18 protein-coding genes are annotated in these 16861 nt (G+C 59.2%); 9 read left to right on the plus strand and 9 right to left on the minus strand.

What is annotated here, in order from left to right:
- Window positions 1–27: 27 nt before the first annotated feature.
- A complete protein-coding gene (locus JZX89_RS11745; protein ID WP_207134137.1) occupies window positions 28–816 on the minus strand; it encodes an alpha/beta hydrolase in 789 nt (262 codons plus the stop codon).
- A 187-nt stretch (window positions 817–1003) separates the two neighbouring features.
- Between JZX89_RS11745 and infC the strand changes: the two genes are divergently transcribed.
- The 6 genes from infC to pheT all read left to right on the plus strand — a co-directional run bounded on the left by infC (window position 1004) and on the right by pheT (window position 6963).
- Complete coding sequence (gene infC / locus JZX89_RS11750) at window positions 1004–1540, plus strand: translation initiation factor IF-3 (RefSeq protein ID WP_149898334.1); 537 nt, start codon at window positions 1004–1006, stop codon at window positions 1538–1540.
- Between the two features lie 190 nt (window positions 1541–1730).
- Entirely contained in the window at window positions 1731–1934 is a 204-nt protein-coding gene (rpmI, locus tag JZX89_RS11755) for a 50S ribosomal protein L35 (protein ID WP_003493355.1), read from the plus strand.
- 40 nt (window positions 1935–1974) lie between these two features.
- Window positions 1975–2379 carry a 50S ribosomal protein L20 gene (gene rplT / locus JZX89_RS11760; protein ID WP_149898335.1) on the plus strand — a complete coding sequence of 135 codons (405 nt, stop codon included), beginning with the start codon at window positions 1975–1977 and terminating at the stop codon, window positions 2377–2379.
- Between the two features lie 182 nt (window positions 2380–2561).
- Complete coding sequence (locus JZX89_RS11765; RefSeq protein WP_207134138.1) at window positions 2562–3440, plus strand: phosphotransferase; 879 nt, start codon at window positions 2562–2564, stop codon at window positions 3438–3440.
- Window positions 3433–4515, plus strand: coding sequence for a phenylalanine--tRNA ligase subunit alpha (gene pheS / locus JZX89_RS11770; protein ID WP_207134139.1), 1083 nt, complete (start codon window positions 3433–3435; stop codon window positions 4513–4515). Before JZX89_RS11765 ends, pheS begins: the two co-directional genes overlap by 8 nt.
- Before the next feature lie 24 nt (window positions 4516–4539).
- On the plus strand, window positions 4540–6963 hold the full coding sequence (gene pheT / locus JZX89_RS11775; RefSeq protein WP_207134140.1) for a phenylalanine--tRNA ligase subunit beta: 2424 nt from the start codon (window positions 4540–4542) through the stop codon (window positions 6961–6963).
- A 54-nt stretch (window positions 6964–7017) separates the two neighbouring features.
- Here pheT and JZX89_RS11780 read toward each other — a convergent pair whose 3' ends face one another.
- A complete protein-coding gene (locus JZX89_RS11780) occupies window positions 7018–8019 on the minus strand; it encodes an aldo/keto reductase (RefSeq protein ID WP_207134141.1) in 1002 nt (333 codons plus the stop codon).
- Between the two features lie 116 nt (window positions 8020–8135).
- Between JZX89_RS11780 and JZX89_RS11785 the strand changes: the two genes are divergently transcribed.
- Window positions 8136–9026 (plus strand): LysR family transcriptional regulator, encoded by an 891-nt coding sequence (locus tag JZX89_RS11785; protein ID WP_153515243.1) that lies wholly within the window; start codon window positions 8136–8138, stop codon window positions 9024–9026.
- Here JZX89_RS11785 and JZX89_RS11790 read toward each other — a convergent pair whose 3' ends face one another.
- The 4 genes from JZX89_RS11790 to JZX89_RS11805 all read right to left on the minus strand — a co-directional run bounded on the left by JZX89_RS11790 (window position 9027) and on the right by JZX89_RS11805 (window position 12076).
- Window positions 9027–9470, minus strand: a complete 444-nt coding sequence (locus tag JZX89_RS11790; protein WP_207134142.1) for a GNAT family N-acetyltransferase — start codon at window positions 9468–9470, stop codon at window positions 9027–9029.
- A 1-nt stretch (window position 9471) separates the two neighbouring features.
- The gene (locus JZX89_RS11795; protein WP_207134143.1) at window positions 9472–10422 is read right to left on the minus strand and encodes an aldo/keto reductase; all 951 of its coding nucleotides are present in this window, start codon (window positions 10420–10422) and stop codon (window positions 9472–9474) included.
- Between the two features lie 110 nt (window positions 10423–10532).
- A complete protein-coding gene (locus JZX89_RS11800; protein ID WP_207134144.1) occupies window positions 10533–11516 on the minus strand; it encodes a GlxA family transcriptional regulator in 984 nt (327 codons plus the stop codon).
- Window positions 11516–12076 carry an isochorismatase family protein gene (locus tag JZX89_RS11805; RefSeq protein WP_207134145.1) on the minus strand — a complete coding sequence of 187 codons (561 nt, stop codon included), beginning with the start codon at window positions 12074–12076 and terminating at the stop codon, window positions 11516–11518. Before JZX89_RS11805 ends, JZX89_RS11800 begins: the two co-directional genes overlap by 1 nt.
- 183 nt (window positions 12077–12259) lie before the next feature.
- On the opposite strand from JZX89_RS11805, the gene JZX89_RS11810 reads away from it, so the two are divergent.
- On the plus strand, window positions 12260–13243 hold the full coding sequence (locus tag JZX89_RS11810; RefSeq protein WP_207134146.1) for a Gfo/Idh/MocA family protein: 984 nt from the start codon (window positions 12260–12262) through the stop codon (window positions 13241–13243).
- On the opposite strand, the gene JZX89_RS11815 is transcribed toward JZX89_RS11810, so the two are convergent.
- Both JZX89_RS11815 and JZX89_RS11820 read right to left on the minus strand, forming a co-directional pair.
- On the minus strand, window positions 13240–13611 hold the full coding sequence (locus JZX89_RS11815; protein WP_149898346.1) for a hypothetical protein: 372 nt from the start codon (window positions 13609–13611) through the stop codon (window positions 13240–13242). The two genes, JZX89_RS11810 and JZX89_RS11815, sit on opposite strands and share 4 nt — an antisense overlap.
- 12 nt (window positions 13612–13623) lie before the next feature.
- On the minus strand, window positions 13624–13866 hold the full coding sequence (locus JZX89_RS11820; RefSeq protein WP_207134147.1) for a hypothetical protein: 243 nt from the start codon (window positions 13864–13866) through the stop codon (window positions 13624–13626).
- A 190-nt stretch (window positions 13867–14056) separates the two neighbouring features.
- On the opposite strand from JZX89_RS11820, the gene xseA reads away from it, so the two are divergent.
- On the plus strand, window positions 14057–15655 hold the full coding sequence (xseA, locus tag JZX89_RS11825; protein WP_207134148.1) for an exodeoxyribonuclease VII large subunit: 1599 nt from the start codon (window positions 14057–14059) through the stop codon (window positions 15653–15655).
- Here the strand turns inward: xseA and JZX89_RS11830 are convergent, their stop codons facing one another.
- Complete coding sequence (locus JZX89_RS11830) at window positions 15656–16858, minus strand: mandelate racemase/muconate lactonizing enzyme family protein (protein ID WP_207134149.1); 1203 nt, start codon at window positions 16856–16858, stop codon at window positions 15656–15658.
- Window positions 16859–16861 lie beyond the last annotated feature (3 nt).

The raw sequence follows: 16861 nt of genomic DNA on the forward strand, positions 1-16861 counted from the left end.
ATATGGTTAAGAGCGTTGCGCAAATGCCTATATTGCAAGGGCTTTGACGGCAGCCAGCATCCTGTCGATATCCTGTGGCCGGGAAAGCCGGTGGTCGCCGTCGCGGATCAGCGTCAGGACGACATCGTCGGCGGGAAGATGTTCAACGAGCTTCAGCGCGTGCTGATAGGGAACGTCAGGATCGCGCATGCCCTGCAGGATGTGAACCGGGCAGCCGGTGGTGATGATGCCGGTGAGCACGCGGTTCTGCTTTCCGTCCTCCATCAGCGCCCGGGTGAAGATGTTGGGCTCGGGGCTGTATTCCGAATGTTCCTCGAAATAGCCTCTTTCCACCAGCGAGGTCTTTTCCGCTTCCGTCAGGCTGGGTTCTATCAGTTCTGCCGTGAAATCGGGAGCGGGGGCAATCAGAACCAGACCGGCGACGGAGGGCGCGTCGTCCGCCTTGCGCAGCTCCTCGACCATGCGCAAGGCGATCCACCCGCCCATGGACGAACCGACGAGCACGACGCGCGACGGTGCCCTGGTGCACACCACGGCGAGCGCTTCTTCCAACCACCGGGAAATCGTGCCTTTGTTGAAATCGCCGCCAGAAGCTCCGTGGCCGGAATAATCGAGCCGCAGGCAGGCAAGACCGTTTTCCTCTGCAAAGCGGTCGAGCTCGACCGCCTTGGTTCCCGTCATGTCGGAGCGGTAGCCGCCGAGCCAGACGAGCGGGGGTGCATCCGGCTGTGATGTTGCGGGGCGATGGAGAAAAGCGATGTTGCGGGCGTCGTCACCCGTTCCTATATGCAGGAATTCCGCGGCTTGTTTGGTCATGTATATGCAATTCTCCTGATTTTCGTGCAATATCGGCGACGTATTTGCAAAAACCGTGGCAAGAGGTGATCTTTTCGGGCAGATATGCTATTGACTTCGCCACGGCAATAACGACATTTCCGCCGCTTGTACCAAACAAGCTGTTTTTTGCTGACGTGATCCAGAAACAGATCAGGAGAATACGACCATTCGCAGACCTTTCAAAGCCGATGCCCCCGTCAAGGAGGGCCCGCGCTCCAACCGGGAAATTCGGGTTCCCAGAGTTCAGCTTATTGATGAAGAGGGCCAGAACCTCGGTAGCATGCCGACGGATCAGGCTTTGAAAATGGCGGAGGATTCCGGTCTCGATCTCGTTGAGATTTCGCCGAACGCCGAACCGCCTGTATGCAAGATCCTCGATCTCGGTAAGCTTAAATACTCGACCCAGAAAAAGGCCGCCGAAGCGCGCAAGAAGCAGAAGATCGTCGAAGTTAAAGAAATCAAGATGCGCCCCAACATCGACACGCATGACTATGACGTGAAGATGAAGGCGATGAACCGGTTCTTTGACGAAGGTGACAAGGTGAAGGTGACGCTGAAGTTCCGTGGCCGTGAAATGGCCCACCAGGAACTCGGCATGAAGCTTCTCCTTCAGGTGAAGGAAGATACCCAGCTGATTGCCAAGGTTGAAGCCGAGCCGAAGCTGGAAGGCCGTCAGATGATGATGGTTCTTGCCCCGAGATAATTTGCGCCAGTCCTGAAAGCTGCGTAAATCACCGCCGCAAGGGGAAATTTTCTTTTCCCGTTGCGCTTTTAGCCGACTGCGGTTATAAGCGCGCGTCCGAACGGTCCGGCAGGGCATGCCGAGGCCGTTCCTGAATAGCTTGAAATAGGCCTCGTCTGCCTGTTTCGATACAAAAACACGGAGTAGCAAAATGCCCAAGATGAAGACGAAGTCCGCTGCAAAAAAGCGGTTCAAGATCACCGCTACCGGCAAGGTTGTTGCAGCCGCCGCCGGTAAGCGCCACGGCATGATCAAGCGTACCAACAAGTTCATTCGCGACGCGCGTGGAACCATGGTTCTCGCCGAAGCTGACGGCAAGAAAGTCGTCAAGAACTACCTGCCGAACGGTCTCTGAGACTTTTCCGCACTTTTGGACACTTTAAGGAGATCATGACATGGCACGCGTAAAACGTGGCGTAACTTCCCGCGCCAAGCACACCAAGACACTCAAGGCAGCCAAGGGCTTCTACGGCCGCCGCAAGAACACCATCCGCGCAGCAAAGGCTGCCGTGGATCGTTCCAAGCAGTATGCTTACCGCGACCGCAAGGTTAACAAGCGCAACTTCCGCGCTCTGTGGATCCAGCGTATCAATGCTGCTGTTCGCGAATTCGGCCTGACCTACGGCCGCTTCATCGATGGCCTGAACAAGGCTGGTATCGAAGTTGACCGCAAGGTTCTGTCCGACATGGCTATCCATGAGCCGGCAGCATTCGGTGTACTCATCGAAACGGCGAAGAAGGCTCTTGAGTACCTCAAGGATGCCGGTACGACCAATGAGTTTGAAACCGCTGTAAAGTAATTACGGCGCGGACAATCTGTTGTTCATTTAAAACCCGCGCCGGTCCTCCGGCGCGGGTTTTCCGTTTTAGACGTTCATGGCAATTCCGGCAAAAGCGTCAGGCGCTTTTCACCGGATTTGTCGGAGACAAAAGGGTGGGGCATCGGCCGGTATTTGTCCGGGGAGGCTCCCGGGGGCAAAAAATGCTGGTTGCCGCAAGCGAAGTGGAAAAGGCAAAGGGTTTCCGCGTCCATCTTGAGGATGGTGATATCGCAGCCTTGATGCGGGCTTTGCTTCAGAGCGAGCGCCGTGTGCAGAAACTTGAGCTTTCCACTGCCACAGTCTGGATCAAGCGTCAGGGCACGGAAACGCCGTCCTGGTGGATAAAGCTGCAGACTTTTCTCGCAAAACTCCTTCCCTACACCTTCATGCGGCCTTCGCCGCCGCTTGACGGTGCCGGACTGATGCGCCGCGAACTCGAAACGCTGGAGGTCTTCAAGGCCCGTGGTTTTCCCGTGCCACCCATCATCTATTCCTCGCTGACGGCCGTCGTTCTGGGCGATGTCGGCCCCACCATCATGGAGCGGATGGATGTGATTAAGGCAGCGAGACCGGCCGAGCACGATGCCCTGCTCGTGAAATCTGCAGAGGCGCTCGGTGAATTGCATGCGGCGGGTCTGTGCCATGGACGCCCGCATGTGCGCGACTTCTTTCTTGAAGAGGGCCGTGTCGGTTTCATGGATTTCGAGGAGCGCCCTCAGGAGGTCATGCCGCTGGAAACGGCGCAGGCGCGCGATATCTGGCTACTGTTTTTACAGGTCGCGACACGCGCCTGTGACGCGCCGGAAACCTGTGACGCCGCCTTTTACCGCTGGCGTGAAAACGCCCCGCCGCGGGCGCTGGAAGAATTGTGCCGCCTCACCGGCATTCTCGGGCGATTTTTACCGGTTGCCCGGTTGATCGGGCGCGTGCGGATGGGTAGTGATCTGCGACGCTTTATCATGGCGACCGACTATCTGATGAATGCTGTGAACCCCGAAGCCGCTCTCAAAAAAACCGGCAAGGCAGGAAAAGATGACTGAACTTGATACCTTGAAATCGCAACTGATGTCGGAGATCGCCGCCGCTGCCGATGAGCCGGCCATCGAAGCCGTGCGCGTTTCCGCACTCGGCAAGAAGGGCTCGGTTTCGGAGCTTCTGAAGACGCTTGGCAGCATGACGCCGGAAGAGCGCCAGACCCGGGGTGCCGCCATCAACCAGCTCAAGACCGAAATCACCGACCTGATCGGCGAGCGCAAGAACGGCCTGAAGGATGCCGCGATTACCGCCCGCCTGAAGGCGGAAACGCTGGATGTCAGCCTGCCGGTTCGCCAGTCGCCGGCCGAGCGTGGCCGCATTCATCCGATCAGCCAGATCGTCGATGAAATCACCGCCATCTTCGCGGATATGGGCTTTTCGATCGCCGAAGGCCCGGATATCGAAACCGACTATTACAACTTCACGGCGCTGAATTTCCCCGAAGGCCATCCGGCCCGCGAAATGCACGACACTTTCTTCTTGCCTGCGAATGAAAAGGGCGAGCGCAAGGTGCTGCGCACCCATACCTCGCCCGTGCAGATCCGCACCATGGAAAGCCAGAAACCGCCGATCCGCATCGTCATTCCCGGCAAGACCTATCGTCAGGATTCCGACGCTACCCATTCGCCGATGTTCCATCAGGTCGAAGGTCTTGTCATCGACAAGAAAGCGCATGTCGGCAATCTGCGCTGGGTGCTGGAAGAGTTCTGCAAGACCTTCTTCGAGGTCGACAGCGTCGTCATGCGCTTCCGCCCGTCCTTCTTCCCGTTCACGGAGCCGAGCTTCGAGGTGGACATCCAGTGCGACCGTTCCGGCCCGATCGTCAAGTTCGGCGAAGGCAGCGACTGGATGGAAATCCTCGGCTGCGGCATGGTGCACCCGAATGTGCTACGCGCCGGCGGGCTCGATCCAGATGAATATCAGGGCTTTGCCTGGGGCATGGGCCTCGACCGTATCGCCATGCTGAAATACGGCATGCCGGACCTGCGCGATTTCTTCAACGCCGATGTCCGCTGGATGAACCATTACGGCTTCCGCCCGCTCGACATGCCGACGCTGTTCGGCGGTTTGAGCGTTTAATCCGGTTAGCCAAGGAGCAAAGACATGAAATTCACTCTTTCCTGGCTGAAAGAGCATCTCGAAACCGATGCGACGCTGAACGAGATTTGCGAACGGCTGACGGCGATCGGTCTCGAGGTCGAGGACGTTGACGACAAGGCGGCCTATAAGCCTTTCGTCATTGCCAAGGTGGTTTCTGCTGAAAAACATCCTGAGGCTGACCGCCTCAAGGTGTTGATGGTGGATGTCGGTGACGGCAAGCCGGTGCAGATCGTCTGCGGTGCGCCGAACGCCCGCGCCGGCCTCGTCGGCGCGTTGGCACGTCCCGGAATGTATGTTCCGGGTATCGATGTCACGCTGGCTATCGGTAAGATTCGCGGTGTCGAAAGCCACGGCATGATGTGCTCCGAAAAAGAGCTCAACATTTCCGACGACCATGACGGCATCATCGATCTGCCGCAGGATGCGCCTGTTGGTACGTCCTTCGCCACCTATGCCGGTCTCGATGATCCGGTCGTCGAAATCAACCTGACGCCGAACCGTCCTGACTGCACCTCGATCTATGGCATTGCCCGTGATCTCGCCGCTTCCGGTCTCGGCAAGCTGAAGACGAGACCCGCGCCATCCTTCAAGGTTGAAGGTGCAACGCCTGTTGATGTGAAGCTGGAACTGGATGATGCGGCGCTTTGCCCCGGCTTTTCACTGCGCATCGTTCGCGGCGTGAAGAATGGCCCCAGCCCGAAATGGATGCAGCAGCGCCTGATGGCGATCGGCCTGCGCCCCATCAACGCGCTCGTCGACATCACCAACTACATGACCTTCGATCAGGGCCGGCCGATGCACGTCTTCGACGCTGCCAAGGTCAAGGGCGACCTTACGGTTCGCCGCGCGAAGGAGGGTGAAACCATCCTCGCGCTCGACCAGCGGGAATATAAGCTCGGCCCGAACAATGTCGTCATTGCCGATGAAAAGGGCCTCGAGTCCATCGGCGGCGTCATGGGCGGCGAACATTCCGGCTGCGATGAAAACACCTTTGATGTGCTGATCGAGTCCGCACTTTGGGATCCGATCAATATCGCCAAGACTGGCCGTTCGCTTGGCATCATCACCGATGCCCGTTATCGTTTCGAGCGCGGCGTCGATCCGGACTATATGGTTCCGGGTCTGGAACGCACCACAGAACTGGTTCTGGAACTGTGCGGCGGCGTTGCCGGCGAAGCCCGCGTCGTCGGTTACAAGGGCCACCAGCCCAAGATCGTTGATTTCCCGCTGGCGGAAGTCAAGCGCCTCACGGGCCTTGAAGTCTCTTCGCAGGAGAGCCTCGCCATTCTCAAAGGTCTCGGTTTCGGGGTCGAGGGTACGGGCGAGCGCGTTTCCGTCACCGTCCCGTCCTGGCGACCGGATGTCGATGGCAAGGCCGATCTGGTGGAAGAGGTCATGCGCATCCATGGCGTCGACAATATCAAACCGGAACCGCTGGAAAACTTCGGCGCTGTCAACGGCCGAATCCTGACCACGCTGCAAATCCGCACCCGCATTGCGCGCCGCGCGCTTGCCAGTCGTGGCATGCTCGAGGCCGTCACCTGGTCCTTCATTCCGGAAGCGCAGGCAAAGCTCTTCGGCGGCGGGTCGCCGGCCCTGAAGCTCGCCAACCCCATTGCAGCCGATATGTCGGACATGCGGCCCTCGCTGCTGCCTGGTCTGCTGACTGCGGCACAGCGCAATGCCGACAAGGGCCATGGTGATGTCGCGATCTTTGAGGTCTCCGGCACCTATGAGGGCGATACGCCGGAAGCCCAACGCCGTGTCGCAGGCGGTGTGCGCCGTGGTACGGCCTCGCTCGCAGGCAGCGGCCGCATGTGGTCGAATGCCGCAAAGGGCGGCGGCAAGCCGGTGGATGTCTACGACGCCAAGGCCGATGCGCTCTCGGTGCTCGAAGCCTGCGGCTTGCCCATGGCCAATGTGCAGATCGAAGCAGGCGCTCCCGCCTGGTATCACCCCGGCCGTTCCGGCACCATCAAGATGGGGCCTAAGGTCGTGCTCGGATATTTCGGTGAATTCCATCCGAAGACGCTGTCCGAACTCGATGTTTCCGGCGCTTTTAGCGGGTTCGAGATCTATCTCGATGCCATGCCGGAGCTGAAGAAGAAGGCGACCCGCACCAAGCCTGCGCTCGAGCTTTCGCCTTTCCAGGCGGTCAAGCGTGACTTCGCCTTTGTGGTCGACAAGTCAGTGGAAGCAGGCGCGATCATCAAGGCCGCAACCAGCGCCGACCGCAAACTGATCACCGGCGTCAATGTCTTCGACATCTTCGAAGGCGCATCGCTTGGCGAAAACCGCAAGTCGGTCGCCATCGAGGTCCAGATCCAGCCGGTCGACAAGACGCTGACGGATGAGGATTTCGAGGCGCTGACGGCCAAGATCGTCGGCAATGTCGAGAAGTCGACGGGCGGCGTTCTGCGTGCCTGAAAGCGGATGATGGAATGAAAGAAGCCGCGGCGGTTGCCGCGGCTTTTTGTTTTTTTAGCGGTTGGCCATCTGCGACATGCGTTCGGGATATCGTTTACCAGCAACCTTTGACGGCGAGAGCAGCGCACCGAGGCTCGCGACTTCGTCCGCCGTCAGTGAAACATCCGCTGCAGCGACATTTTTCTCCAGATTGGCAATTTTTGTGGTGCCGGGGATCGGAACGATGAAGTCGCCCTGCGCCAGAACCCAGGCGAGCGCCAGTTGCCCGGCGGTAACGCCCTTGTCAGCCGCCATGTCTTCCAGAAGCTTGATGAGCGCCAGATTGGCGTCGAAATTTTCACTTTGGAAGCGCGGCAGGCCGCGACGGAAATCATCGGATGCAAGTCCGTCGAGTGACTTCAGCGCACCCGTCAAGGCGCCGCGGCCGAGCGGGCTGAAGGGTACGAAACCGATGCCGAGTTCACGGCAGGTATCCAGCACGCCATTTTCTTCGGGATCGCGGGTCCAAAGCGAATATTCGCTTTGAATGGCCGCAATCGGATGAATGGCATGCGCTTTGCGAAGCGTTTCGGCACTGGCTTCCGACAGGCCGAGATGTTTCACCTTGCCCTCTCGGACCAGATCCGCCATAGCGCCCACCGTATCTTCGATCGGGACATCAGGATCGACGCGATGCTGGTAGAACAGGTCGATGACATCGACGTCAAGGCGTTTGAGCGAGGCTTCGGCGACGGCGCGCACATTTTCCGGCCGGCTGTCGGTGCCCACCATCATCTGGCCTGCGGGTTTGCTGGCGTCGATCCGGAAACCGAACTTGGTGGCGATGACCACCTTGTCGCGATAGGGCTTCAAGCCTTTACCGACGAGAATCTCGTTATTGTAAGGCCCATAAACCTCTGCCGTATCAAAAAAGGTAACGCCGAGTTCGACGGCGCGGTGCAGCGTCGCTATTGCACTGCTTTCATCGCCGGTCGGGCTATAGGCATGGGTCATTCCCATGCAGCCGAGGCCAAGCGCCGAAACGGATAGGTTGTTTCCAAGGGTTCTTTGTTTCATCTGTTCGTCCTTCCATAAGGAACCGCCCGTCATCAGGGCGTGATCAGAAAATAGCGTCTCATGGCGATAAAAATAATCGCTGCAAATCCGCTTGGGTTGTTCTATCATTTAGAACAATGAACCGTGTGCAACTCTCCCAACTGGCCGTTCTCGCCGCCGTTGCCGAAGGCCGCAGCTTCCGCAAGGCCGCGGCCGAACTCGCGATAGCGCCCTCCGCCGTCAGCCACGCGGTGTCGTCGCTGGAGGCAAGCCTTGGCCTGCGCCTGCTTCATCGTACCACCCGCAGCGTCTCGCCGACAGAGGAGGGCAGGCGGCTTCTCGAGACGCTGGGTCCGGCGCTCGCCGATATCGATGCGGTCATCGAGACGCTTGCCGAACATGGCGGGAGGCCGGCCGGTCCCTTGCGCATCACCCTGCCGCGACTGGCCGCCGAGGATCTCATCGTACCACGGTTGGGCGAGTTCCTGCGGCTCTATCCCGATATTTCGCTCGAAATCTCAACGGATGATCGTTTCGAAGATATCGTCGCAAAGGGGTTCGACGCCGGTCTGCGGCTCGGGGAACACCTCGATGCGGATATGATTGCGGTGAAAGCCAGCGGCGCGTGGCGCGGCGCGATTGTTGGTTCTCCGTTCTATTTTGCGAAAAATCCACCGCCACGCGATCCCAGGGATCTCATCCGGCATCGCTGCATTCGCAGGCGTTTCGCCAGCGGCCTTATCTATCGCTGGGAACTGGAGAAGGACGGCAAGCCGCTGGTGGTCGATGTCCAGGGACCCTTGATCCTGTCGGACCAGAGCCTCATCCGCCGGGCGGCGATCGACGGGGCAGGGCTTGCCTTTGTTTTCGAACAGCGCGTCGAGGACGATATCAGGGAGGGCCGGCTCATCCGCGTGCTGGAGGACTGGTGCGCGCCCTTTGACGGTTTTTACATCTATTATCCCTCGCGCCGGCAGATGCGGCCGGCGCTGAGGGCTTTCGTGGATTTTTTCCGCTTCAAAACATGATCAGAGCTTGATGCGATAGCGGATATGGCCGTCGCTCTTCACGTAGCTATCATAGAGCTTCTGAGCACGGTGATTGTGCTCGTCGGTGTTCCAGTAAAGCCGTGACCAGCCCTTTTCCTTGCAGATACCGATGAGGTCGTCCATCAGCGCTCGGCCTGTCCCCTTGCCACGGATTTCACCATCGACATACAAGTCTTCCAGATAGCAATCCGGCGTCTTCACCCAGGTGGAATCATGAAAGTGATGAATGGCGAAACCGGCCATCTGGTCGCCCAGCGAAGCCACACGCATGGACACGCGTGATGCAGGATCAAGGATGCGTGCCCAGGTGTGGTCGGTCACGTCATCGGCAAGTTCAACCTCATAAAAGGCGAGATAATCGTTCCAGAGTCGCAGCCATTCCGCCCGGTCGGCCGGCTGTGCATCACGAATTATAAGCTCCATCTTATGCGCCTGCCTTGTCGAGAAGGGTCATCATTTCATCGGTGAGTTTCAGCTCGACGGCACGTTTGAAGCTTTCAAGCTGCGACAGGCTGGTGGCGCTGGCAATCGGCGCGGTTATCGCCTTTTTCCGCAACAGCCAGGAGAGCGCGATATCGGCAAGCTTGGCCCCTGTCTGCACCGCTACAGCATCCATCGCGCCCAGAAGGGCAAGGCCGCGCGCGTTGACATATTCGCCGACGCGATAGCTGCGGGCAACGCCCTCCGTATCGGCCTTGGCGCGGTATTTCCCGGTCAGAAAGCCGGCGGCGAGGCTGTAATAATTGATGACGCCAATCTCTTCTTTCACACAAAGATCGGCAAGCGGACCTTCGAAATCCGCGCGGTTATAGAGATTATATTCCGGCTGCAGCACGTCATAACGCGGAAGATTGTTTTTCGCAGCCGTCTCCAGCGCATCCTGAAGCTGGCTGGCGGAATAGTTGGAGCAACCAATCGCGCGGATTTTTCCCTGTTCCTTCAGCTTTGCAAAGGCGGCAAGCGTCTCTTCCAGCGGCACGTCGGCATCCGGCTTGTGGGCGAGATAAAGGTCGATATAGTCGGTTTGAAGCCGTTTCAGCGAAGCATCGACAGCCTCTGCGATCCACTTGGCGCTGAGGCCGGTCTTCTGGCCGCGATTGTCGAAACCGACCTTGGTGACGATGACCGCATCCTCGCGCTTGATGCTCGATTGCTTAAGCCATTTGCCGATGATGGCCTCGGACTCGCCGCCCTCATGCCCTTCCACCCAGGCGGAATAGACATCCGCCGTGTCGATGGCGTTGAACCCTGCATCGAAAAAAGCGTCGAGCAGGGCAAAGGAAGTCTTCTCATCCGCTGTCCAGCCGAACACGTTGCCGCCGAAGACGATCGGGGCGATGGAGAGGCCGGTGCGGCCGAGGTTTCGTTTTTCCACGGGGAATGCTCCTGTTGCTGACTTTGTGGCAAGGTTAGCAACTGCTCATCCGCATAACCATTCAATTCCTTTGATGGCACTCATCAGGCAATGGACGGAAGCTGACGCGATCAGCTCCGGTAGCCGCGATAGTGGCTGGGCGGAAGGCGATTATGCTGTTGCCACACACGCCGCAAATGCCGGGCGGAGGCAAAACCCGCCCGTTCGGCGATGGACTCCATATCGAGGCGGCTGTTGGCGAGAATATCGCGGGCGAGATTGACCCGCATCAGGTTCACATAGTCGATGACGCTGATGCCGGTATATTCGCGAAACAGGCGAGACAGATGCCTTTCGCTAAGGGCCGCAATATCGGCCAGATTTTCCAGCGACCAGTCCCGTGCGGGTTCGGCCATCACCCGGTCCTGCACGCGGTGAATGGCGGGGTGCATGTGGTTACGGCCTGTCAGCCACGGCGAAATTTGCGGATCGCTGCCGTTGCGCCTGAGATAGACGACCATGGTTTTTGCTATGCGCGCCGCAACGGCCGGGGATGTCAGCCGGGAAACCACATGCAGCATCAGGTCTATGCCGGTGGAGATACCGGCACTCGAGAAGCGGTTGCCATCCTCGACGAACAGTCGGTTTTCGGCCACCTGGGACAATGGCGCGATGCGTCGCAGCGCCTCGATGCAATCGGCATGCGTCGTGCAGCTCCGCCCGTCGAAAAGTCCTGCCTCACCCGCCAGCAACGCGCCGGAGCAGATGGAAATGACGGTGGTGTCGATACGCGCGACGCGGCCCAGCCATGCCGTCAATGCCTGCCGCTCCCGCCGTGTTTCCGGTTCACTCTCGGAACGCGATGTGCTGCCGGAGATCAGCAGGAACGCATTTTCCGGAAGTGCCGCCGGCAGGGTCTCCAGCCCGCAAAGGTCAAGGCCGATCGAGGATTGTTGCCTGTCCCTTGCCGCAATGTAGCGGCAGTCGAAAAATATGTCGCTCTGCTCGTCGTTGGCATAGCGGATCACCTGCAGGGGGCCGGCAATATCGAGTAACAGCGCGTGCGGCGGCACAAGCGTATAAAAGGGAATAATTCGTGTGCCGCCTCTATCCATCAGGCTGCTTCTTTCAGGGTTGTAAGCGCGTCCTTCACCGTGGCGATGCGTGCGAAGCGGCCGGCCAGCACCAGCTCGGTGCGTTTGCGAATATCGTCGGCGCTGAACACGGTGCCGGAGAGGTGCGTCATCGGAAAGGTCAACGTCGCCTCGGTGACGTAATCGACGCTATAGCCGAGATCGGAAGCGTGCCGCGTGGTCGTTTCGCAGCATTGTTCGGTGCGGATGCCCGAGACGATCAGCCGGTTGATACCCTTCTGCGTCAACCAGATTTCAAGGCCGGTGCCGGCAAAGGCCGAATGACGGTTCTTGTGGAAGGTTACGTCGGGCACGATTTCCACACCCTCCAGCGCACGGACATAGCCGCTGTCTTTCGAGAAGGCCTTGTCGCCATCAACATGGAAGATTTGCACAACGGGAATTCCCGCGGCCATGGCGCCGTCAATCAATGCCTGCTGTTTCTCCATATAGGCGGCGAGCCCGTTTTCCTCGAAATAAGGGGTGTGCCGAAACGATTCCTGAACGTCGATGACGAGCAGTGCGGTGTGAGAAGAGGACATTTCATGTTTCTCCGTTGGGGGTACTGATAGCATAATTCGCCTTTATAGGTCTCGATAAAAGCAATCAGGCCGACAAAGGCAGGACACATCCGGCCATATTTTATAGTGATCGGACTTTGCCGGCTTGCCCCACGGTGCCGGGGTGGTAAGTTTCCGAAGAAATGGCAGAGCGGGAGAACGGGAATGCTGCGCTTCGGAATAATCTCAACGGCAAAAATCGCTCAGGATCACGTCATTCCGGCAATACAGGATGCGCAAAACTGTGTGGTGAGCGCTATCGCCAGCCGCGATCACGCCAAGGCGCGTGCGGTCGCAGACCGCTTTTCCGTGCCACATGCCTTCGGTTCCTATGAGGAGATGCTGGCGTCGGATGTCATCGATGCGGTCTATATTCCGCTTCCAACCGCGCAGCATGTGGAATGGAGCATCAAGGCAGCCGATGCGGGCAAGCATGTTCTGTGCGAAAAGCCGATTGCGCTGAAAGCGGAAGAGATCGATACGCTCATCGCTGCACGCGACCGCAACGGCGTTATTGTGTCCGAGGCGTTCATGGTCACCTATGCGCCGGTCTGGGCCAAGGTGAAGGAGTTGCTGGCATCCGGCGCTATCGGTACGCTGAAACATGTGCAGGGCGCTTTCAGCTATTTCAATCGCGATCCCCGCAACATGCGCAATATTCCCGAACTGGGTGGTGGCGCCCTGCCGGATATCGGTGTCTACCCGACCATCGTAACCCGTTTTGCCACCGGCGCGGAGCCGAAGCGGGTGCAGGCCACGGTTGAGCGCGACAGGCAATTCGGTACGGATATCTATTCCAGCGTCAAGGCCGATTTCGGCGATTTCGAACTGAGCTTTTATCTGTCGACCCAGCTTGCCGCCCGTCAGCTCATGGTCTTCCATGGCACGGATGGTTACATCGAGGTCAAATCACCTTTCAACGCCAATCGCTGGGGTGCGGAAGAGATCGAGCTGACCAATCAGGCCCATAACCAGTCGCAAGTCTTCAGGTTTCAGGATAGCCGTCAATACAAGCTGGAGGCGGAGGCCTTTGCCCGGGCGGCGAAGGGTGAGGGCGATGTCGTCACTCTGGAAAGCTCGAGGAAGAACCAGCTTTTCATCGACGCCATTTACCGGGCGGCTGAAAAAGATGGTTGGGAAACGGTTTAGTCCCGATCCAGCCGCTGCCTTTGAAGCCGCCAGTAGCCGTAAAGCGCCAGTGCCAATGCGGCAAGCGCTGAAAGGGCAAGCGGGATAAGTGGCTGCACCAGCGGATTGCGCCATTGTAGCAGGGCAAACAACGCAACGCCGACGATACGCGAGGTAAGTGTAACGGCTTTCGTGAGAAATCCGCTCACCCTCCCGGATGTATCGCCCTTTGAACGGTTCAGCTGCCAGCTTGCCGCCAGCCCTGCCGCAGCACCGGGCAGGCGGGCGGCCAACGGATCGATACCGATATAAAAAATCAGCAGACAGGTCACGGCAAGGTCAACGGCCAGTCCGTAAATCTCTGTCAGCGCAAAGTGGGGAAGCCTCAAGGCCGGGAGCTTTTAAAGCGTCGGCTGCGTGGAGCGCGGGCGTTGCAGCACGAGAAGGCCGATGACGACACCGACGACGCCGAAATTATAACCGGCGAGCGCCAAAAGCAGCGACATCAACGGCACGGCCGTGGAAGAAAGCGCCATTGCCATACCATAAGCGCCGATAATCATCATGCAGATGAAGATGATGCTGAAGACAGAACGCAACGCAACTGCGGTGACGCCAAGCACTGTGGCGGTAAGAAAAATCATGGATGCCGCCTCCTCTTTGGTTGCCGGGCCTGGGACAAGACCTAGCGTCTTCTTCCCTAACGAACCCTTGTTTTCTCCTCCGTTCCCTGTTTTCCTAACTCGTTAGTTGAGGATATGGTTTCATCGCCGTTAAAATCGGGCTGGCGAGCACCGGCATTTCCGAATCGACGGGTTTTGGTTACAAACGGTCATGAGCGATATCTTCTCCCACGCCGCATTGAGCAATCTTGCCGAATTCTCGGTGTCCGAACTGTCGGGTTCCATCAAACGCACGGTGGAGACGGCTTTCGAGCAGGTGCGCGTGCGCGGCGAGATTTCCGGCTATCGTGGCCCGCATTCTTCCGGCCACGCTTATTTCTCACTGAAGGACGATCGCGCCCGTATCGATGCGGTGATCTGGAAGGGCACGTTTTCGCGGCTGAAGTTCCGCCCGGAAGAGGGCATGGAAGTGATTGCGACGGGCAAGGTCACCACCTTTCCCGGCTCCTCGAAATACCAGATCGTCATCGAAAGCCTCGAGCCGGCCGGTGCCGGCGCGCTGATGGCGCTGCTGGAAGACCGTCGGCGGCGTCTGGCGGCGGAAGGGCTGTTCGATCCGGCCCGTAAGCGCCGCCTGCCGTTCCTGCCGCATGTCATCGGCGTCGTTACTTCACCCACGGGCGCGGTCATTCGCGATATTCTTCACCGCATCTCGGATCGTTTTCCGGTCCATGTCGTCGTTTGGCCGGTCAAGGTGCAGGGCGAGGGTTCAGGCGAAGAGATTGCGAACGCCATTCGCGGCTTCAATGCGCTTCAGCCCGGCGGCGAGATCGCCCGCCCGGATGTGCTGATCGTCGCGCGTGGTGGCGGCAGTCTGGAGGACCTCTGGAGCTTCAACGACGAAATCGTCGTGCGCGCCGCAGCTGAAAGTGAAATTCCGCTGATTTCCGCCGTCGGACACGAGACGGATACGACATTGATCGACTATGCCGCCGATGTTCGCGCACCGACGCCGACGGGAGCGGCCGAAATGGCCGTGCCGGTGCGTGCCGAGCTTGAGGCGCAGCTTTCCGGGCTCGCTGCCCGTCTTTCCGGCTCGGTATCGCGGCAGATGGACAATCGCCGTCAGGGCCTGCGGGCGCTGGTGCGGGCGCTGCCGTCGCTCGACCAGCTTCTGGCCCTGCCGCGCCGCCGTTTCGACGAGGCCGCAAGCGGTCTCGGCCGTGGGCTTGAAATGACGACGCTGAACAAGCGCCGCGCCTTTGAGCGTTCCGCTTCGGGGCTTCGGCCGGAAACTCTTCTGAACGGTCTCAAACACCACAGGCAACGGATCACCGAGCGCATGCATCGGGCCGAAGCTTTGGTGGAACGCCGCCTGTTGCAGGGGAAAGGCCGCGTCGATGCCTTCGACTCCGCGCTGCGTTCACTGCCCGCCCGCCTGCTTGGCCAGCTGGAGCGGCAGACGGAACGCGTCGTCACCGCCGCGCGCCGCGCCGATACCGCCGTGTTGCATCGAATGGTGCAGAACCGCGCGGGCCTCGCCGCCCACAACCGTATCTTGCAGTCGCTCTCTTATAAGAATGTGCTGAACCGCGGTTATGCCGTGATCCGCGATGAGGAAAACCGGCCATTGACCCGCGCTGCCGCCATTGCCTCCGGCGCTGTCGTATCGATGGAATTTGCCGACGGTCGCGTCTCCGCCATCACGACGGGAGAGGGCACGCCGTCCCCGGATGCGGCTGCCGCGCCAAAAAAGAAGCCGGCGAAACCGGCTTCTTCAGGCCCCGGCAATCAGGGCAGTCTGTTTTGATCAGATCGATGCCGCATCCGAAATACGGCGGCTGACGGTGAAGGTCTTTTCGATATCGGGATGCAGTTCCATACCAAGCCCTGCACCCGGCGGCACGGTGATCATGCCGTTTTTCACTTCCGGCAATGCGGTCACGAGATCGCGATACCAGGTCTTGTAGAAGGCGCGCACGCTTTCCTGCACCAGCGCATTCGGCGCATTGAGCGACAGATGCGTGGAGGCGCAAAGCACCACCGGCCCGGTGCAATCATGCGGCGCGACCGGCAGATGCCAGGCCTCCGCCATGGAGGCGATCTTGCGTGCTTCCGAAAGCCCGCCGCACCAGCTGATGTCAAGCATCACCACGCCGGCAGCACCCGTTTCCAGCAGGTCGCGGAAGGCCCAGCGGGAACCCAGCGTTTCCGATGCGGAAATCGGCGCGGGCGACACGGCGGCATACCGCGTCAGGCTGGAAAGACTGTCCATCTTGATCGGGTCTTCATGCCAGAAGGTCTGGTATGGCGTGAGCGCCTTGGCGATCTGCATGGCGGGCAGAAGCTGCCACATGGAGTGAAACTCCACCATGATATCCATCTTGTCGCCGACCGCTTTGCGGATTTTTTCAAACGGCTCCAGCGCGCTTTTCAGGTCCGGCATCGAGATATATTGTCCGCGTGTCTTCTCCGCCGCCGCATCGAAAGGCCAGATCTTCATGGCCGTAATGCCGTCTTCCAGCAGCGAATGGGCAAGCTCGTCCGCCCTGTGCAGGAAGCCGTTCAGATCATCATAGTCCTTGCCGCCGGAGAGGCCGTAATTGCCCGTCTGCTGGCCGGTGGCCTTCTTGATATATTCAGTGCCTGCGCAGGTATTGTAAGTGCGGATTTCCTTGCGGCTGAAACCGCCGAGAAGCTGGGCGATCGGCTGGTTGGTGGCCTTGCCGAAAATATCCCATAGCGCGATATCGAAGGCGGAATTGCCACGCACTTCCGCACCCGATGAACGGAAGCCGAGATAACCGACGAGATCCTGCGCCAGAAGGTCGATCTGCAACGGGTCACGGCCGATAACGCGTGGCGCGATATATTCGTGCACATAAGTTTCCACCGTCTCGGCGCCATAAAAGGTTTCGCCAAGCCCGGTAATGCCCTCATCCGTGTGGACCAGAACCCAGAGCAGGTTTGCCCGTTCCGCCACGCGGACGGTCTCGAGTTTGGTGATTTTCATGAA

It is taken from the genome of Agrobacterium burrii (genome assembly GCF_017313405.1).
GTDB classification, from domain to species: Bacteria; Pseudomonadota; Alphaproteobacteria; order Rhizobiales; family Rhizobiaceae; genus Agrobacterium; species Agrobacterium burrii.

Bases quoted from the DNA above. Each gene is read 5' to 3' on its own strand.
- JZX89_RS11745 (WP_207134137.1), bottom strand. From the start codon at position 816: ATGACCAAACAAGCCGCGGAATTCCTGCATATAGGAACGGGTGACGAC.
- rpmI (WP_003493355.1), top strand. From the start codon at position 1,731: ATGCCCAAGATGAAGACGAAGTCCGCTGCAAAAAAGCGGTTCAAGATC.
- rplT (WP_149898335.1), top strand. From the start codon at position 1,975: ATGGCACGCGTAAAACGTGGCGTAACTTCCCGCGCCAAGCACACCAAG.
- JZX89_RS11765 (WP_207134138.1), top strand. From the start codon at position 2,562: ATGCTGGTTGCCGCAAGCGAAGTGGAAAAGGCAAAGGGTTTCCGCGTC.
- pheS (WP_207134139.1), top strand. From the start codon at position 3,433: ATGACTGAACTTGATACCTTGAAATCGCAACTGATGTCGGAGATCGCC.
- pheT (WP_207134140.1), top strand. From the start codon at position 4,540: ATGAAATTCACTCTTTCCTGGCTGAAAGAGCATCTCGAAACCGATGCG.
- JZX89_RS11780 (WP_207134141.1), bottom strand. From the start codon at position 8,019: ATGAAACAAAGAACCCTTGGAAACAACCTATCCGTTTCGGCGCTTGGC.
- JZX89_RS11785 (WP_153515243.1), top strand. From the start codon at position 8,136: ATGAACCGTGTGCAACTCTCCCAACTGGCCGTTCTCGCCGCCGTTGCC.
- JZX89_RS11790 (WP_207134142.1), bottom strand. From the start codon at position 9,470: ATGGAGCTTATAATTCGTGATGCACAGCCGGCCGACCGGGCGGAATGG.
- JZX89_RS11800 (WP_207134144.1), bottom strand. From the start codon at position 11,516: ATGGATAGAGGCGGCACACGAATTATTCCCTTTTATACGCTTGTGCCG.
- JZX89_RS11805 (WP_207134145.1), bottom strand. From the start codon at position 12,076: ATGTCCTCTTCTCACACCGCACTGCTCGTCATCGACGTTCAGGAATCG.
- JZX89_RS11810 (WP_207134146.1), top strand. From the start codon at position 12,260: ATGCTGCGCTTCGGAATAATCTCAACGGCAAAAATCGCTCAGGATCAC.
- JZX89_RS11820 (WP_207134147.1), bottom strand. From the start codon at position 13,866: ATGATTTTTCTTACCGCCACAGTGCTTGGCGTCACCGCAGTTGCGTTG.
- xseA (WP_207134148.1), top strand. From the start codon at position 14,057: ATGAGCGATATCTTCTCCCACGCCGCATTGAGCAATCTTGCCGAATTC.
- JZX89_RS11830 (WP_207134149.1), bottom strand. From the start codon at position 16,858: ATGAAAATCACCAAACTCGAGACCGTCCGCGTGGCGGAACGGGCAAAC.